Annotated in this window: 18 protein-coding genes; 8 read left to right on the top strand and 10 right to left on the bottom strand. The window is 56.6% G+C overall.

Annotation, left to right across the window (positions count from 1 at the left end; translation table 11 throughout):
• Positions 1-142 precede the first annotated feature (142 nt).
• Positions 143-898: a histidine utilization transcriptional repressor HutC gene (gene hutC / locus AC1RKC_RS03310; protein WP_020826513.1), complete on the bottom strand. Its 756-nt coding sequence runs from the start codon at positions 896-898 to the stop codon at positions 143-145.
• Positions 899-1074: 176 nt separating this feature from the next.
• On the opposite strand from hutC, the gene AC1RKC_RS03305 reads away from it, so the two are divergent.
• The 3 genes from AC1RKC_RS03305 (at position 1075) to AC1RKC_RS03295 (ending at position 4088) form a co-directional block, all read left to right on the top strand.
• Positions 1075-2445 carry a formimidoylglutamate deiminase gene (locus tag AC1RKC_RS03305; RefSeq protein ID WP_116690670.1) on the top strand — a complete coding sequence of 457 codons (1371 nt, stop codon included), beginning with the start codon at positions 1075-1077 and terminating at the stop codon, positions 2443-2445.
• Positions 2445-3008 (top strand): HutD/Ves family protein, encoded by a 564-nt coding sequence (locus AC1RKC_RS03300; protein WP_493092132.1) that lies wholly within the window; start codon positions 2445-2447, stop codon positions 3006-3008. The genes AC1RKC_RS03305 and AC1RKC_RS03300 overlap by 1 nt, the downstream gene beginning before the upstream one ends.
• A gap of 78 nt (positions 3009-3086) precedes the next feature.
• Positions 3087-4088: a LacI family DNA-binding transcriptional regulator gene (locus tag AC1RKC_RS03295; RefSeq protein ID WP_149572928.1), complete on the top strand. Its 1002-nt coding sequence runs from the start codon at positions 3087-3089 to the stop codon at positions 4086-4088.
• A 56-nt stretch (positions 4089-4144) separates the two neighbouring features.
• Here AC1RKC_RS03295 and AC1RKC_RS03290 read toward each other — a convergent pair whose 3' ends face one another.
• The 5 genes from AC1RKC_RS03290 to AC1RKC_RS03270 all read right to left on the bottom strand — a co-directional run bounded on the left by AC1RKC_RS03290 (position 4145) and on the right by AC1RKC_RS03270 (position 9588).
• Entirely contained in the window at positions 4145-5587 is a 1443-nt protein-coding gene (locus AC1RKC_RS03290; protein ID WP_256813794.1) for a glycoside hydrolase family 32 protein, read from the bottom strand.
• Positions 5584-6843, bottom strand: a complete 1260-nt coding sequence (locus AC1RKC_RS03285) for an MFS transporter (protein WP_493092133.1) — start codon at positions 6841-6843, stop codon at positions 5584-5586. Before AC1RKC_RS03285 ends, AC1RKC_RS03290 begins: the two co-directional genes overlap by 4 nt.
• A 172-nt stretch (positions 6844-7015) precedes the next feature.
• Entirely contained in the window at positions 7016-8326 is a 1311-nt protein-coding gene (locus tag AC1RKC_RS03280; RefSeq protein ID WP_048762649.1) for an MFS transporter, read from the bottom strand.
• A gap of 90 nt (positions 8327-8416) precedes the next feature.
• Positions 8417-8803 (bottom strand): GFA family protein, encoded by a 387-nt coding sequence (locus AC1RKC_RS03275; protein ID WP_256813793.1) that lies wholly within the window; start codon positions 8801-8803, stop codon positions 8417-8419.
• Positions 8804-8889: 86 nt separating this feature from the next.
• Entirely contained in the window at positions 8890-9588 is a 699-nt protein-coding gene (locus AC1RKC_RS03270) for a DAPG hydrolase family protein (RefSeq protein ID WP_048762651.1), read from the bottom strand.
• Positions 9589-9681: 93 nt separating this feature from the next.
• Here AC1RKC_RS03270 and AC1RKC_RS03265 point away from each other — a divergent pair, with 93 nt between their 5' ends.
• On the top strand, positions 9682-10338 hold the full coding sequence (locus tag AC1RKC_RS03265; protein ID WP_256813792.1) for a TetR/AcrR family transcriptional regulator: 657 nt from the start codon (positions 9682-9684) through the stop codon (positions 10336-10338).
• Positions 10339-10436: 98 nt separating this feature from the next.
• Here the strand turns inward: AC1RKC_RS03265 and pckA are convergent, their stop codons facing one another.
• Complete coding sequence (gene pckA / locus AC1RKC_RS03260) at positions 10437-12056, bottom strand: phosphoenolpyruvate carboxykinase (ATP) (RefSeq protein ID WP_493092134.1); 1620 nt, start codon at positions 12054-12056, stop codon at positions 10437-10439.
• 465 nt (positions 12057-12521) lie between these two features.
• On the opposite strand from pckA, the gene AC1RKC_RS03255 reads away from it, so the two are divergent.
• Positions 12522-13865 (top strand): 2-hydroxycarboxylate transporter family protein, encoded by a 1344-nt coding sequence (locus tag AC1RKC_RS03255; RefSeq protein ID WP_020826531.1) that lies wholly within the window; start codon positions 12522-12524, stop codon positions 13863-13865.
• Positions 13866-14172: 307 nt separating this feature from the next.
• On the top strand, positions 14173-15603 hold the full coding sequence (locus AC1RKC_RS03250; RefSeq protein ID WP_129982972.1) for a serralysin family metalloprotease: 1431 nt from the start codon (positions 14173-14175) through the stop codon (positions 15601-15603).
• 150 nt (positions 15604-15753) lie between these two features.
• Here AC1RKC_RS03250 and AC1RKC_RS03245 read toward each other — a convergent pair whose 3' ends face one another.
• From AC1RKC_RS03245 to yniD, 3 genes are all read right to left on the bottom strand, one after another.
• A complete protein-coding gene (locus AC1RKC_RS03245) occupies positions 15754-15963 on the bottom strand; it encodes a hypothetical protein (protein WP_041414492.1) in 210 nt (69 codons plus the stop codon).
• A gap of 366 nt (positions 15964-16329) precedes the next feature.
• Positions 16330-16467: a hypothetical protein gene (locus AC1RKC_RS03240; protein WP_153263172.1), complete on the bottom strand. Its 138-nt coding sequence runs from the start codon at positions 16465-16467 to the stop codon at positions 16330-16332.
• A gap of 18 nt (positions 16468-16485) precedes the next feature.
• Positions 16486-16578, bottom strand: a complete 93-nt coding sequence (yniD, locus tag AC1RKC_RS03235; RefSeq protein ID WP_369982358.1) for a small membrane protein YniD — start codon at positions 16576-16578, stop codon at positions 16486-16488.
• A 342-nt stretch (positions 16579-16920) separates the two neighbouring features.
• Between yniD and AC1RKC_RS03230 the strand changes: the two genes are divergently transcribed.
• Together AC1RKC_RS03230 and AC1RKC_RS03225 are read left to right on the top strand one after the other, a co-directional pair.
• On the top strand, positions 16921-17313 hold the full coding sequence (locus AC1RKC_RS03230) for an ASCH domain-containing protein (protein ID WP_020826536.1): 393 nt from the start codon (positions 16921-16923) through the stop codon (positions 17311-17313).
• Between the two features lies 1 nt (position 17314).
• A complete protein-coding gene (locus AC1RKC_RS03225) occupies positions 17315-17917 on the top strand; it encodes a C39 family peptidase (protein WP_262016614.1) in 603 nt (200 codons plus the stop codon).
• The last annotated feature ends 1 nt before the right edge of the window (position 17918 follow it).

The following is a 17918-nucleotide window of genomic DNA, read 5'->3' as shown; positions in this document are numbered from 1 at the left end:
GCCGTGGCTCCCACATGGTTGTATATACAATTAAAAACAACCTAGCGCATTCATCGAGTTGTCACAAGGGGCGGGATAAAAATTTGTTATCGGGATGTGATCGTTGTGGAAGAGCGGGTGCCAAAACGGCACCCGCAGGGGATCAGACTTCGCTGGTGAAACGGCCGAACAGTTGATAACGGCTGCCCGGGTACAGCAGGCGTGCCGACGTGACCACGGTTTTACCGGACCAGGTGCGGCGGTGGATCAGTAATCCGGGTTCGTGGTCTTCCAACTGCAGCAGTTCGCGCTCCTGGCGGGTCGGCACTACCGCTTCGACGATGTGTTCGCCTGCGGTCAGCGGCGCGGCCTGCGTCAGATAGATATAGGGCGTAACGCGGTCGAAATCCTGTTTCATGTAGTCGGGGGCGATCAGGGGATTCACGCAGCGATCTTCCACCTGTACCGGCAGATCGTTTTCGTAATGCACAATCTGCGAATAGAAAAGCTGCTGGCCTGGTTGAATGCCCAGCGCCAGTGCCTCTTCTTCGCTGGCCGGTCGCGCTTTCAACTGCAGGATTTTGCTGCTGTGGCGATGACCCCGGGCGGCGATTTCATCAGCGATGTTATGCACTTCCAGCAGCGCGGTGTGCGCCTTGGCTTCGGCGACGAAAGTACCCACGCCTTGCATGCGGATCAAATAACCTTCGGTGGTCAGTTCGCGCAAGGCGCGATTAATGGTCATCCGGCTGACGCCCAATTCGGCGACCAGCTCACTTTCCGAGGGGACGCGTTGGTGCGGCAACCAATGACCTGCACGGATTTGGTTCACGATCGCCTGCTTGACCCGTTGATATATAGGGGCGGGGGTATCGCTCATTGCAGCAGCCAGTTGCAGCACGGTCTGTTGATCAACCACGACGTTAACCTCGTCAAATAAAAAAATAATAACATCAGTTTACTGTTGATGTCGGCGTATGTATATGTATATACAACTAAGGGCCGGTCCGCCACAGCAATGCGCTGGGCCCGTATATTTTCGGATGCGCGATTATCGCGCGTTATTAGCCGTTACACTAACAGTGGAATACTGCCATGCCTGCATATTTTGCCTCACGCGCTCTGCTTCCTGAAGGTTGGGCGCATAACGTCCGGTTGGACGTGGATGCGCAAGGTTACCTGACTCAGGTGACTGCCGACGCCGATCCCGAAGGTTGCACCCGTCTGCACGGCGATGCGGTGCCGGGCATGCCAAACCTCCATTCCCACGCCTTCCAGCGTGCGATGGCCGGGCTGGCGGAGGTGGCGGGCAATCCGCAGGACAGTTTCTGGACCTGGCGCGATCTGATGTACCGCCTGGTGCAGCGCTTAACGCCGGAGCAGGTGGAAGTGATTGCCCGCCAACTCTATATCGAAATGCTGAAAGGGGGCTATACCCAGGTCGCCGAGTTCCACTATCTGCATCACGGCGCCGACGGTCTCCCTTATGCCGATCGCGGCGAAATGACCGGCCGACTCAGTCAGGCGGCGGCCCAGGCGGGGATCGGCATGACCCTGCTGCCGGTGCTGTATAGCTATGCGGGATTTGGCGGCCAGCCCGCTCAGCCGGGGCAAAAGCGTTTTATTCAGAATGCGGACAGCTATCTGGAGCAACAGCAGACGATCGCGCGTCAGTTGGCAGAGCAACCGTTGCAGAATCAGGGCCTGTGCTTCCACTCGCTGCGTGCGGTGGAACTGGGCCAGATGCAGCAGATCCTGGCGGCGTCGGACAGTTCGCTGCCGGTACATATTCATATTGCCGAGCAGCAGAAAGAGGTCAACGACTGTCTGGCCTGGAGCGGACGTCGCCCGGTAGCCTGGCTGTACGAGCATCTGCCGGTGGATCAGCGCTGGTGTCTGGTACACGCCACCCACCTCGATCGTGACGAGCTAGAGCAACTGGCACGCAGCCAAGCGGTAGCTGGCCTTTGCCTGACTACCGAGGCTAACCTGGGCGACGGCATCTTCCCCGGCGACGCCTATCTGCAACATCAGGGGCGTTGGGGCATTGGTTCTGACAGTCACGTATCGCTCAATGTGGTGGAGGAGCTGCGCTGGTTCGAATACGGTCAACGCCTGCGCGATCAGCGCCGTAACCGGCTGACCACGCCGGAGCAACCTGCCGTGGCCGACGTCCTCTACCAACAGGCCTTGCAGGGTGGGGCACAGGCCTGCGGTGCACCGATCGGTCGGCTGCAAAGCGGCTACCGTGCCGACTGGCTGGTGCTGGACGGCGACGATCCTTACCTGGCAGCGGCGCCGGACGCCTCCATCCTCAACCGCTGGCTGTTCGCCGGGGGTAAAGAGCAGATCCGCGATGTGTTCGTCGGTGGACGACAGGTGATCGAGCAAGGGCGTCATGCACTGCAGCAACGCAGCAGTGCCGAGTTCTTGCAGGTGTTGAAAACCTTCCAGCAGGAGGCGTGATGAGCCTGATGCGTTTTGATTTTGCTTCTTTGCCGGTCACGCCGTGGCGTAATGGCGGTGGGGAAACCCGAGAGATCGCCAGTTGGCCTGTAGGCACCCAGGATTTCGACTGGCGTGCCAGTATCGCCACCATCGCGCAAGACGGCCCGTTCTCGGCCTTCAACGGCATAGATCGTTCGATCACGTTGTTGGAAGGCGATGGCGTGCATTTGTTCAGCGCCGGGCACGTTGATCATCATTTATCGCAGGTTGGCGAACCGTTCGCCTTCTCCGGCGATGTGGCGTTGGGCGCGACCTTGTTGGGCGGCAGTAGCCAGGACTTCAATATCATGACCCGTCGCGGCCGCTGGGCAGCCGACGTGCAGCGAGTGACTAAGGCAATCGAGCTGCCGACACCGCATGCCGGTGTGCTGTACGTGCTGCAGGGACGCTGGTTGCTGGCGGATGGCGTTACCCTGACTGCACGCCAGGGTGGTTGGTGGCCGGCGGACGAGTTTAGCGGGACGCTGGCCCCTCTGGAGGAAGATAGCGTCATTCTGTGGGCCGACATCACAGCCTGCTAAACCGGGCTAGAGTCCAGCGCTAAGTTGTGGGATGATCTGTACTTCTATCCCACACTTATCCCAGATTGAGAAGGGCGCATGGCCTCGCTGAAAGACGTTGCAAAACTTGCCGGGGTATCCCTGATGACGGTATCCCGCGCCATCAACGAGCCCGATAAGCTGCGGCCGGATACCTACCAACGCGTCAAACTGGCGATCGACCAACTGGAATACGTGCCCGATCTTGCGGCGCGACGCATTCGCGGCGACAGCAGTCGGGTTCAGACCCTCGGCGTGCTGGCGCTGGATACCGCGACAACCCCATTCTCGGTAGAGATGATCCTGTCGATTGAAAAAACGGCGCGTGAACACGGCTGGAACAGCTTCGTGGTCAACCTGTTTGCCGACGACAGCGCGGAACATACCGTAGATTTGCTGCTGGCACACCGGCCGGACGGGGTGATTTTCACTACCATGGGGCTACGCCAGGTAGATATACCGGCCAAGTTACTGGATAAAAAACTGGTGCTGGCCAACTGCATCAGCCAGGAACACCCGGTAGCCAGTTACATTCCCGATGATGAGCAGGGCCAGTATGACGCCATGCGTGCTTTGATCGCCAAAGGCTATCGCGCACCGCTGTGTATTCATCTGCCGGAAACGACCCTGGCGGCCGGGTTGCGCCGTCGCGGGCTGGAGCGCGCCTGGCGTGAAGCGGGTGGAGACGTCGATCAATTACGGCAATATCATCTCGATCTGACCGAAGGCGACGAGCATTACCGCGACAGCGTGGCATTGCTGGAACGGCACTTCTCGCCGGGGCGGCGCGACTGCGATGTGGTGGTGTGTGGCAACGATCGGGTGGCGTTTTTGGTGTATCAGGTGTTGCTGGCGCAGGGCTGGGAAATCCCGCAACAGGTCGGGGTGCTGGGCTACGACAATATGGTTGGTATTGGCCAGCTGTTCCTTCCGCCGCTGACCACGGTGCAGTTACCGCATTATGAGCTGGGCCGACAGGCGGCACTGCATCTGATTAATCAATTGGATCACAGCGACAGGGTGAAGGTGGCCTGCCCGTTATTACTGCGTGGGTCGCTGTAACCCAACAGGGCGCAGTTTATTCACCGCCGCGCCCTGCACATTGAGTTGTTCTCAGATCACTCCCAGATGCTTTCCAGTTTCCAGGCCTGTGCCGCGCCAAACTGCGCCAGTCCGCCTTCGGCGAACAGGGTGACGCTGCGTTGCCCGTCGGTTGGGTAGATACGGCTGGTCAGGCAGGCCTCGCCATGATTAACGAACACTTCCAGCGATGAGCGGTCGATAAAGACGCGCAGCGACAAAATGTCCGCCTCAGGCAACGGCACGCTGCGGCAGCCGCACAGGCCCGGATCTTCACTGAAACGTTCCAATACCAGTCGATGCGTTTGATTATCGACGTACAGCCGTGCGGCGGTGCCTATAACGATGCCGTAGCGCTCTGCATCGCTGGCGGCGACGTTTAGCGTCAATGCCAGTTCTTGCACCCCGTCAGTCAACACCTGCCGCTGGTTACGTACAGACACGGCGTCAAATGACTGTTGCTCGCCGCGCAACGCTGTCAGCTCACGCGCCGGATTCATCAGTACGTTGCCTTCACATGACAGCGTCAATTCACGGGGCAGGGTGAGTGCACCGGCCCAACCGTGGGGTTTGCTCGGCATAGGCGATTCCCACATGTCCATCCAGGCGAACAGCATGCGGCGACCGTCGGCGGCGGTGAAGGTTTGCGGTGCGTAGAAATCGTGCCCGCCATCCAGCTCGCAGAATGACTGGGTGACGCTGAAATCCTCATCGGGCCGCCAGTGGCCGAGCAGATAGCCGCTCTGGAAGCGGTTACGATTGCGATAACCCTGCGCTGTCAGTCCCTGCGGCGAGAACAGCAGAACCTGCTTTTCACCGAGCGGGAAGAAATCCGGACATTCCCACATATAGCCCTGGTGCGGCGATTGTGCCCCCGCCAGGACGCGATCGAACTGCCAGTCGCGCAGGTCATTCGAACGGTAAAGTCGAGCCTGGCCTAGCCCGTTTTCTTTGGCGCCCACCACCATCCACCAGCAGTCAGCTGCACGCCAGACTTTCGGATCGCGAAAGTGCTGAATGCCTTCCGGCGGCAGCAACACCGGCCCGTGTTTGACGAAATTTACGCCATCTTCGCTGGTGGCCAGGCACTGCACTTCGCGTACCTGGTCGTCATCGCCTTCTTTGCCCAGCCAGACGTGGCCGGTGTAGAGCAGCGTCAATACGCCGTTGTCATCCACCGCACAGCCGGAAAAACAGCCGTCTTTGTCGTAGCTTTCGCCGGGAGCCAGGGCGATCGGCTGATGCTGCCAATGCGCCAGATCCCGGCTGGTGGCGTGGCCCCAATGCATGGGGCCCCAGTTTTGGTCATAGGGATGATGTTGATAGAACGCATGGTAGACGCCGTTAATGTACACCAGACCGTTGGGATCGTTGATCCAACCGGCGGCCGCCGCCAGATGAAATTGCGGATAGTAATCGTCCTGACGTTGCGCGCGCAGCGCTTCGACCGCGTGATCGGCCTGAGCTAAAGCATTTTTCATTGGGTTGGCTCACTTGATTTTATCGTTGATTGAAATTGGGGCGTGCGGGCGACGGTTTCACCGCGCAGCAGGAAGCAGGAAATCAGCGTGGTACCGGCTACTGCGCAGCCCATCAGCAAATAGGTGTCGGCAAAGCCGATACGGTCGTAGCCGTAACCGGCGAGCGGCGCCAGGATGCCGGCGACGATCTGGCTGATAAACTGGAAGCCCACCAGATACAGCGTCGAGGACAGGCGGCTGTCAAAGCGGGTGGTGATGTATTTGAACATTGCCACCAGCAGGATAGGCAACTCCACGGCGTGCAGCAGTTTCATGGCGGAAATCATCAATGCGCCGCTGGCAAAGCCGGAACCGAACATGCGCAGTGCCATCACGCTGCTGGCCAGCAGCAAGCTCTGTTTGATGCCGATGCGATTGACCAGCAGGGGGGCCAGGAACATGCCGCCAGCCTCCAGAAACACCTGCAGCGAATTGAGGAAACCGTACATGCGGTTGCCTTCTTCGTGCGTTGCGAACTGCGAGGCAAAATACACCGGGAATTGCTGGTCAAATACGCCGTAGATGCTGGTACCGAGTACGAACACCACCAGTGCCCAGAAACCCGGCAGGCGCAGCAGCGCCAGCGCGTCCTGCAGCTTCAGATTTTCCGGTTTGCCGTATTCCAGACCGGCCATGGCGTTGGGCTTCAGTTCGCGCACCTGCCACAGCAACAGAAGAAATATCGCCGCCGAGGCCGAGGCGATCCAGAAGTTGATATTCGGATTGATGTTGTAGATGAAGCCGGCGAAGAAGGTCGCGCTGGCCCAGCCCAGTGAACCCCACATGCGGGCCCGGCCAAATTCAAAACCGACGATCCGGCTGACCCTTTCGGTATAGGACTCCAGCGCGCCAATGCCGGCATTGAACGCCAGGCTGACGAACACGCCGCCCACCAGCGCACCGGCCACCAGGTTGGTTTGCAGCAGCGGGGCGTAGACGTAGATAAAGAACGGGCCGGTCAGCAGCAGCAGCACGCCGACAAACTGCAGCAGATGCTTACGCAGCCCGAGCTTGTCCTGAATAAAACCGTACAGGGGCTGTGCGCACAGCGCCATGATTGACATCGCCGAGAAGATTAGGCCGGTTTCCGTGCCTTTCAGGCCGATCTTTTGGTTCAGCCAGATGGAGATCAGAGAAAAACTGGATGACCAGGTGAAGAAGAAGAAAAACAACAGGCCGCTGAGAAGCACATAATATTTTTTTGTTTCGCGGTTCATGGGGAATGCCCTGATGGATGAAATTGGCTCTATTGTTAACGTTAACTTTAAATCAAATAAAGCCACCATGGCCAGGGATTGCGATGTTAATCACAAAAGTTAACGTTAACATTTTGTTGGTGTGATCCAAATCACCTGTCAATAAAACAGGGGCGCAGTGCGCCCCGCAGGGTTAACGTTCGTTGAGTGAACGGAGATGGTCGTCGCGCCGCAGGGTCATCAGCGCGAACAGGCTGACTACCGAGGTGGCGACCACATAGTAAGCCGGGATATCGAGGTTGCCGGTCTGTTTGATCAGGCCGGTGATGATTAGCCCGGCAGAGCCGGAAAATACCGCGTTGGAAAGCGAATAGGCCAGCCCCAGGCCGGTATAACGCACCTGCGTCGGGAACATCTCCGCCAACATTGCCGGACCGGGGCCGGCCAGCAAACCGACGACAGCACCGGCGATCATCACCGCGATGCCTTTGGCCAGCAGCGAACTTTGAGGATCCTGCAGCAGGTGCAGCAGCGGGAAGGTGAACAGGATCACCGCCACTACCGCCGTCAGCATCACCGTTTTGCGCCCCAGCTTATCGCTGAGGATGCCGGCGGGCAGAATGGTCAGGGCGAAACCGACGTTAGCCAGTACCGTCGCCACCAGCGCCTGCTGGAAGGTGGCGTGCAGCGAGGTTTGCAGGTAGGACGGCATCACCACCAGAAAGGTGTAACCGGCAGCGGACCAGCCCATCATGCGCCCAATGCCAATCGCGATAGTTTTCACCACGCCGCTTAACTTCAGCTCGGGGGCTTGCACCTTGGTGCCGAGGTTTTGTTGCGCCTGGGTAAAGGTTGGCGTCTCTTGCAGTTTTAAGCGTAGCCACAGTGCTACCGCGCCCATTGGCAACGCCAGCAGAAAGGGGATGCGCCAGCCCCAGTCATGTAACTGCTCAGGGGTTAAAAGCGCAGCCAACAGCGCTACCAGTCCGGCCCCGGCCAACAGCCCGAAGGCCACGGTCAACGACTGCCAGGCCCCGAACAGGCCACGTTTGCCCTTCGGCGCGAATTCGGTCATCAGCGAAACCGCACCGCCGAACTCGCCGCCGGCGAACAGCCCCTGGAACATGCGCAACAGGGTCAGCAACAGCGGGGCGGCAACGCCGATGGAGGCATAGGTCGGCATCACGCCGATCAGGGCGGTAGCCACCGTCATCAGCAACAAGACTGCGATCAGCGTCGGTCGGCGGCCAATGCGATCGCCGATGCGGCCGAAAATCACGGCGCCTATCGGGCGACAGAAAAAGGCCAGCGCAAAGGCGGCATAGGTGAGGATCAGGCTGGTAATTTCACTTTCACCCTGAAGGGTGAAAAAATTGGCGGCGATCACGGTTGCGAGAAAACCGTAAACGCCGAATTCGTACCATTCGATAAAGTTGCCGACCGATCCGGCCAGCAAGGCCTGACGCGACTGGCGTGCGTCGATAACCGTGGTTTGTGTGTCCATCCCCATTCCCGTGCGTTTGAATTATTGTCATTCAGTTCTAAATTCTTATGACAAAACAATCAATTATTTTAAGCGGGAAGTGTGAAGGCCTCAGACGATGTCGTCGATTTTCCACCAGTCGGGGCAGCCATCGGAGAAGGAATGCGCAGTGGGGCGCAGCGCCGCTAGCTCACCGCGATCAAAACTGCCGGTGACCAGCGCGACGGTCGGTGCGTCATCGACAGCGCCCAGAGTACTGCCGCAACGTGGGCAAAAGGCGCGGCTGGAATAGTCCGAAGAACGGTACAGGGCAGGCACGCCGCCGGTACCGATCCAACTGACGGCTTCACGCGGAAACTCAACCCAGCACAACGTCGGTGCGCCGGAGTGACGCTGACAGAACTCGCATGAGCAACTGTGAGGATTACCGGGCAGGCCAACGGCCTGAAAACGGATATGCCCGCAAAGACAGCCACCTGAATACCGCCGTTTTTCCATCGCTTCACCTGTCGTTTATCGTTGTAGCCTGTAGGTTGAGCTTACTATAACGGCCCCGGCGAAAAATAAAACGCCGGGGTGAATGATTACCAGGGTAAGGGGGCAGCCTCATGGCCGTTTTCGGCGTAGTACAGCGAAGGCAGGAATTGCGCCAGATAGCTGAATTCATTGTAGCAATGGCGCATCAGATTAAAACCAACCTCGTCCGGCAGTTCTTCATGTGCGTTGACACAGGATTTCCCCAACAGAAAACGGCTGCGTAGCACGCAACCATAGGAGGTGTCGCGTGCCAGATGCAGCATTTCACCGTCCAGCGGATCGCCGTTATCGTCCAGCGCCACCTGCTCGCCAAAGCCGATCCGTGCGCATACGGCGGCGGATAACGCCTGACCGTCTCGCGCCTGTTGCAAAGGTTGTGGGGCAAAAAAGTCTTCTGCCGCGTGGAATTTGAGGCGGGCCGGAACCGGTGGCAATTCGGCTAACCATTCCACCGCGTTGATGCTGGCACCCACGTAGCTTTGGCCTTTTCTCCAGTGCTGGTCCCAGCCGCGGTGTTCGACATGATCGTGCGGATGCCACCAACGGATGTGCTGGGTGGTTTCGAAAAAGGTAAACCACCAATCCAGCATGCGGCCCTTGCAGCCGTGCAGATCGGTACGGATTGCCACGGTCAACCAGCCGTCGCTATTGCGCGTCAGCCCCATCTCCAGCCGCAGCGGTTCAGGTTTGAGCAACTCGTTGATATCATTTACGCCCCAGGGCAGCATCAGTGATTGATGTGTCATCACGCTCATCCTTTTTTATTTGGAAACGATATTGGTTTCCTAAATAAGGCTATGCCGCTATGCTGACTCTGTCAACGATTTCGAGGAACTGTGATGGTAAATAAAGTGGAAGCCGAACCCCGTTCGCGTGGAAGGCCCTCGGCTCCGGAAGGGGAGTTACGCGCGGCGGCAGTGGAGGCCACTCTGGCGTTGTTGCTGACGCAGGGCTATACCGCCACCACCGTGGACGCGGTGGCGAAGTGGGCGGGCATGGCGAAGAAAACCCTGTATCGCTTTGCCGAGAACCGCGATGCGCTGGTGACGCAGGCGATCGCTAGCTGGACCGACGCTTTTGCGCCGGTGTTTGAACAGGACGCCCAGCGGGCGACAGAGTTGCCGACGCTGTTGTCGCAGGGCTTGCAGGCCATTGCGCGACAGGTGCTGAGCGAGCAGGCGGTGGGGATGTTTCGCCTGCTGCAGAGTGAATTTCCGGGGCGTGAAGATTTACTGGCGGCTTATCAGCGCAACGGCATTGAACGGGGCAGGACGATTGTGGCTGACTGGCTGCAGCGCCAGCAACGGCGTGGTTGGCTGCGTGAACTGGATTGCGCGCAAACCAGCGATCTGCTGCTGGCGATGGTGATAGCAGAACCTTTGCGCCAGATGGCGCTTGGTCTGTTGCCGCCGGGCAGCGATATCGACACTCGCATAGCGGCGGCGTTGGCTTTAGTGCTCCCAGCTTTACTTAGGTCACCCTTGTCCGCCGCATAAGAATGGCAGAATTTGCCCGGGGGTTAGCATCGGGGCCAAGCCGCTGATGTAAAAAGGGGCCAGCAGGCCCCTGTAAGGATGATAAAGCGCGCTGTGGCTTAAAGTTTAGGCCCGGCGCTCACCAGTTTTTCCCCTGCGGGGGTGACGGTGTATTTGGCAAAGTTATCGATAAAGCGCTGGGCCAGATCCTGGGCCTTTTCCTGCCACAGCGATTCGTCGGCGTAGGTTTTACGCGGATCGAGGATCGAAGGATCTACCCCCGGCAATGCCTTCGGTACCGCCAAGCCAAAGATTGGCAGGGTGAAGGTGTCGGCGTGCTCGATCTCCCCGTTTAAAATGGCGTCGATGATGCCGCGGGTGTCCTTAATGGAAATACGCTTGCCGCTGCCGTTCCAGCCGGTATTCACCAGATAGGCCTGTGCACCGGCCGCTTCCATGCGTTTGACCAGCACTTCTGCGTACTGCGTCGGGTGCAGCGTCAGGAACGCCGCGCCGAAACAAGCGGAGAAGGTCGGGGTTGGGGTGGTAATGCCGCGCTCGGTGCCGGCCAGCTTGGCAGTGAAGCCGGACAGGAAGTGATATTGGGTTTGTTCCGGTGTCAGGCGTGATACCGGCGGCAATACGCCGAAGGCATCCGCCGTCAGGAAGATTATTTTCTTGGCATGTCCCGCCTTGGATACGGGTTTGACGATGTTTTCGATGTGGTTGATCGGGTAAGAGACTCGGGTATTTTCGGTCTTGCCTGCGTCATCGAAATCGATGCTGCCATCGGCCAGCACCTGCACGTTTTCCAACAGCGCGTCCCGGCGGATAGCCTGATAAATCTCTGGCTCAGCCTGAGGAGACAACTTGATGGTCTTGGCGTAACAGCCACCTTCGAAGTTGAATACGCCGTCGTCGTCCCAGCCGTGCTCGTCATCGCCGATCAGCTGGCGTTTAGGATCGGTGGAGAGGGTAGTTTTGCCGGTGCCGGACAGGCCGAAGAAGACCGCCACGTCACCCTGTTCGCCCACGTTGGCTGAGCAGTGCATCGAGGCAATACCCTGCAGCGGCAGCAGGTAGTTCATGATCGAGAACAGGCCCTTTTTCATTTCGCCGCCGTACCAGGTCCCGCCGATCAACTGTATGCGTTCGGTCAGGTTAAAGGCGACGAAGTTTTCCGAATGCAGCCCCTGCTGTTTCCAGTCAGGATTGGTGCATTTGGCTCCGTTCATCACCACAAAGTCCGGCTCGAAATTCTGCAGCTCTTCATCCGACGGGCGGATAAACATGTTTTTGACAAAGTGCGCCTGCCAGGCCACCTCGGTGATGAAACGCACTTTCAGGCGGGTGTCTGCGTTAGCGCCACAGAAGGCATCCACCACAAACAGACGCTTGCCGGAAAGTTGGTTACCCACCAGCGTTTTCAGATGTTGCCACACTTCCGCGGACAGCGGCTGGTTGTCGTTTTTGCCTGTGCCGCTATCAGACCACCAAACGGTATCGCGCGTGGTGTCGTCACGCACGATGTATTTGTCTTTCGGAGAACGGCCAGTGAATTCGCCGGTATCGACGTTGACCGCGCCCAACGTCGTTAACGTACCGCGCTCCAGCGCCGGCAGGTCGGCGCGGGTTTCTTCGATAAACAGTTGTTCATAGCTGGGATTATGGACGATCTCGGTAGCCTGATGGATACCGTAGCGGGCCAGCGTTTGTGGGGTAATCGCGATTGAAGACATATCCTACTTCCTTATTAGTTCTATGCCCTTCGCCTTTCTGACCTCGGCCTTTGAAAGCGATAGGGCATATATTATGTGCCTGCTTTCCGCACGGTGCCGCGTGCAGAGCAAGGCTCGGGTACAAGCTGACCGGATTCAGCTATTTACCGCTCCGGTTCTCATTAATAAACGCACGGATTTTTACTTCCATCTATAGCATAGCAGTGAATTAGCGCCTGATTAATTTAATTACAAAACGCTGACGATAATTAATTAAAACCAACATTGGCGGGGGCTCACAATATTGAGTTAATAAGATGTAATTTGGTTTTGTATTTTTATTTTTTATCATATTGTCAGTGCTGTCCACTATTTTATTTATTATAAATACGCCCATTCCGAAACGTACCTTTTAAAGTTTATAAATTATTTTATATGCCATTAGTCGATCCGCTCCACACTGAACGCTTGTCAGCAGGGTGAATAATGAAACAGATAAATGCAGAAATGACCTGTGAGAAAGAGATACCGCAACCTGATTCATCAGGATTGATTAACCACCTGCGGAAAATGGATATCGGTGCCGTGCCGGTTGCGCTGTTTATCACTATTTGCGCGATTGTCGCCGTATCGGCCTACGCCAACTTCCTGCCAAAGAATATGATCGGCGGCCTGGCGGTGATCATGACGCTGGGCTTTGCGCTGGCGCATTTAGGTAAAAGCATTCCGGTACTGCGTGATATTGGCGGCCCGGCCATTCTGTGCCTGATGGTACCTTCGGTGCTGGTGTACTTTAATTTTTTCCAGCCGAACGTGATGGGCACCGTCCATCTGCTGATGAAAGACGCCAATCTGCTGTACTTTGTGATCGCCAGCCTGGTGGTCGGCAGTATTCTTGGCATGAACCGGGTGATTCTGATCCAGGGCATGATCCGTATGTTCGTCCCGCTGGTGGTGGGCACGGTGACCGCGGTGGCAACCGGATTGTTGGTGGGCAAGCTGTTTGGTTTTACCTTCTATCACACCTTTTTCTTTATCATCGTACCGATCATCGGTGGCGGTATCGGCGAGGGCATTTTGCCGCTGTCGCTGGCGTATTCCGCCATTCTGGGTTCGACACCCGACGTGTACGTTGCACAACTGGCGCCGGCGGCGGTGCTGGGCAATATCTTTGCCATTGTCGCGGCCGGAGTGCTGGCGCGACTGGGCATGAAACGCAAGGCGTTGAGCGGTGACGGCATGCTGATCCGTTCGGCGGAGGAAAACGCGGTATTCGATATCAAGGAAACCAGTGGCAACGTCGATTTCCAGCTGATGGGCGGTGGACTGCTGGTGATTTGTGCCTTCTTTATCGTCGGTGGCCTGTTCGAACATATCGTGCATATTCCCGGTCCGGTACTGATGATTCTGTTTGCGGTGCTGTGCAAATATTGCCGGGTGATCCCAACCTCAATGGAAACCGGTGCGCACAGTTTTTATAAGTTCGTCTCCACCGCGTTGGTGTGGCCGCTGATGATTGGCCTCGGTATGCTGTATGTTCCGCTGGAAAGCGTCGTGGCGGTGTTCTCGGTCGGTTATGTGGTGGTATGCGGTTCGGTGGTGTTGTCGATGGGGCTGGTGAGTTTCCTGATTGCGCCTTACCTGAAAATGTTCCCGGTTGAAGCGGCGATTGTTACCTGCTGCCACAGTGGCTTAGGCGGTACCGGCGATGTCGCCATTCTCTCCGCATCCAACCGGATGGGCCTGATGCCATTTGCACAAATCGCCACGCGCATCGGCGGTGCTTCCACCGTTATCGGCGCCACGCTGTTATTGGGTTGGTTAATTTGAATCCGGGCCAAATTAAGGATTGCCGGGGTGGATTGCCCCGGTTTTTTTATTTTCGCCTGCCGCTAATAATAAGCACTCAAACGGAGTCGGAATTGAAGGTAATATTTTAATCAGATAGTTCTGTATTTTAATGAAAAGTGTCTATCCTGTTATTTAAGGGATTATCGTTCTCATTAAGAGTGCTCATGGAGGGTGCCAACCGCATTAGCGAGATCCCCGTATTTATTCAGCACCGGAACACGGCCATTAAGGCCATCCGACAGTGATCGTAGCGACTCACTGAAATGACGAATATGGAGATACTCTAATGTCATCAAGCAATCAACGCGTTAACCCATCGGCAGAAGCTACAAGCGTATTGGCCCTTCAAGGAGCCTATAAGGCTGATAGCGATCATGAATTGAACGTCATTCACCCTTCGAAAAGTTTTGAAGATGCCGGGTTGGCATTGATCCGCGGCGACCGCAGTTGGCACGACAAAGGTGTGACCGATACCGCGGTTAACCTGAGTTACAGCTTCTGGGAACAGGCGCCAGGCAACATGTCTAGCATGGGGATCGGCGGCTTCAGCAGTTTCAATGAACAGCAGCGCGAACAGGCGAAACTTTCGCTGCAATCCTGGTCGGATGTGGCCAATATCACGTTTACCGAAACCAGCGATACCCAAAGTGCCAATATCAAATTTGGCCTGTTCGATGTCAGTTCACGCGGCTCCTATGCCTTCGCCTATAACCCCGATACCTCCCCATCGGTGGCTGGGCAAACCTGGTACAACGCCACAAGCAATGTGTTCGCCAATAACCTGATCCATGAAAACGAATATGGCCGTCAGACGTTGACGCATGAAATTGGCCATGCGCTGGGGCTCCAGCACCCTGGGGATTACAACGCTGCCCCGGGTGTGAGCATCACTTACAACAATGACGCGACCTATTTTGAAGACAGCCGCGCCCACAGCGTGATGAGCTACTTTGGTGAAAGCAGCACCGGCCAAGATTTCAAAGGCGCTTACTCTTCGGCTCCGCTGTTAAATGACATTACGGCGATCCAGCAGTTCTATGGCGCCAATATGTCTACCCGCAGCGGCGACACGGTTTACGGCTTTAATTCCAATACCGATCGTGATTTTCTCACCGCCACCCACGCGCAGGATAAAATCGTGTTCAGCGCCTGGGATGCAGGCGGTACGGACACCTTTGATTTCTCAGGTTTTAGCCAGAATCAACGTATTAACCTCAACGAGAAGTCCTTCTCCGACGTGGGCGGCCTGGAAGGGAACGTGTCTATTGCCGCCGGCGTGACCATCGAAAATGCGTTTGGGGGATCCGGCAACGATGTGATCATCGGCAACGCCACCAATAACATTTTAATCGGCGGCGCGGGGGACGACATTCTGTACGGCGGCGGTGAATCGGATCATCTGTTTGGTAATGAGGGTAAGGACACCTTCGTTTATTTCGCCGCCAACGAATCACGTGCTGATGCGCCGGATTGGATCGTGGATTTTGTCAGCGGTGAAGACAAAATCGATCTGACGCTGTTCAACACCGGCAGCAGCAATGGCATCGAGTTCGTTAGTCAGTTCAGCGGTAAGGCCGGTGAAGCCTTGTTAACTTACGATGAGCTCAATCACGTCAACGATGTGGCAATCAATCTGGGAGGTGGGTTCGACAGCAGTGACTTCCTGGTGAAAGTGATTGGCCAGCCGCTGGTGGAGAGCGATTTCGTGCTGGTTTGACGGTTGCAGGCAACAAAAATAGTGCTTTATTGGGAAAAACACGACAATTCCTATTAATTTCGTCACGTTAGCCTGACATAGTAGCGCACAGAAGGCCGGGCTTGCATACCTCGGGCTTCTGCCGAATCGCCAACCAATCCGGTTGGCGATTCATTTTCCATCTTTCAGCATGTTGATCGCCGCGCTTATCAGGATCCGGCGTTCAATGTCGTTGCTTTCGGCCAGTTGCTGCGCCAGGTGTTTTGCCAGCGTTTCGACCGATAAAACCTCGCCGCGATGACGCAACTGCATCACGCTGTCGCCGATCAAACGCGCCACTTCATCCCACACGGTTTTTATCTCCTGCTCCGAGAACATCATGGGTTACCTCGGCTGGGTGATTTTTGGTCAATGTAGCAGTTGAGGTCAGGGGGCGCCACCGTACCGATCGCACAATGCCAAAACCGGATGCATAAAAAACAAGCCATCAGTATTTCTTCTGGTTTTTTCGTCCAATACTAACAGTGTCGAATATCTGGAGGATGAATGATGAGACTGGTCGATAAACTGGCTGAGTACCATCGCCGGAGCCGGCGGGCTGAAGCGCAACATTGGCTGTACCGTTTATGGCTGCCGCAAGGGGAGGCGAGAATCACCTATTTACGCGAGTTGTTGGAGCCTGAGGCTAAGCAACCCGCGAAGCGGGAACACTGAAAGAAGGCGTGTCAGTATCCGGCCGGACTGGCGTTACTCGAGAATATCTTCGATCTCTTCAAGCACCTGGTGACCCAGGTCGGTGGTGATCATCAAAATACCGCAGACCAAAATAACCAGCGCCAGCAGCAGTAAGGCGATTTGTACGCCGTTGCCATTTCGTTTTGCCATGGGGCCTGCTCCTTGCCGTTAGCCGAAAACTATTGCCGCCCAGCGCAATAACAGTAGGGCGAGACAGATCAGCAATAATATTAAAAACATCTTCCAGTGCTTGCTGCGCATGCGTTTGGTGGTCAATGTGACCTCCTGTTTAGTGATCAGCTGAAATACCAGCCGCCGATAGCAAAGATTACAATCATCACCACCGCCAGAACTTTTAACAGGTCGCTGAAGGTGTCATCGGGGTCTTTGTCGTCATTCTTCATTTTACCGCCTGGCCGTTAGCCATTGAGTGAATTGCGTTCACAGTATGCCTGTTGTCCCGGCATAGGCACAGGGGTTTACCCCAAACAGCCGTTAAAAGAGCCCAATAAGGCGGCTGCGGGCTGAATTCGGCAGTGCAGGCAGCGCCGGATACGTTGTACTATTCTGTCTGCACAATGATTTATTTAAAAAGGTATGGCAATGGCGAGCGAAATTCCGAAGAAATATGAAAACACCGAGCGTTGGGCGTTCGGCAAGACCGAGCAGCAGGCCGACGACGTGGCCAAGCTGATCCTGGACGGCACCAAGACGGCAACCTGCTCCAATCTGGACGGCGAAGGCATCCCGCTGGCTGGTGATGTATTTGTGGTGGTGGATGGTAAAGGTCAGCCGGTTTGCGCGGTGGAACTGACGTCGGTAGAGATGAAAACCTACGATCAGGTTGATGAGGCCCATGCTTTTGCCGAAGGGGAAGGTGACCGTTCGCTGGCCTATTGGCGTAAAGAGCTGCAGAGCTTCTTTGAAGAATATGAGCTGTTCTCACCGGACATGACGCTGGTGCTGATGAATTTCAAAGTCACAGAGACTTTCTGATTTGACGTCCCCCGTTCCTTACGTCTGCCAATGGGCGACGCCTGAGCTGGCGGCCGACCTGATTGCCGGGCGCGTGACGCTGGCGGATGACGCTAACTGGGCGCTCAGCGGCGCGCACGACCGGGCTGAATATATCGAATGGGCGAATCACGTTTGCGGTATGGCCTGCCTGAGAATGGTGTTGAGCCACCGCGACGGCGATGCGCCGCCGCTGTTGGAGCTGGCGCGCCGCAGTTTGCCTTATGGGGCTTACGTGCGTGAGGGGGATCGCATCAAGGGGCTGATTTATGCGCCCTTTGTCGACTTTGTGCGTGAGCAGTTCGCCCTGGAGGCGGAGGTTCAGGTGGGTATTGAGGCGCAAGCGCTGCCACAGCTGTTGGCGCAGCGACGCTATTTTATGGCCTCGGTGCACCCTGGCATCCGCTGGCCCGAACAGACACCGCCACAGCGGGGCGGCCATCTGGTGTTGATTACCGCCGCTGAGGCGCAGAGCGTGACTTTTCACAATCCGTCTGGCGATCGGCCGCAATCGCGCCAACAGGTCACTTTACCGTTGGGCAGCTTTGCCCGCTTTTTCGCCGGGCGCGGTATCGCAATAGCATAAA

The organism is Serratia sp. GW822-FHT06E05, from assembly GCF_058799445.1.
Note: the sequence above shows the minus strand (reverse complement) of the source record. Positions and strands in the feature narration are given on the sequence as shown.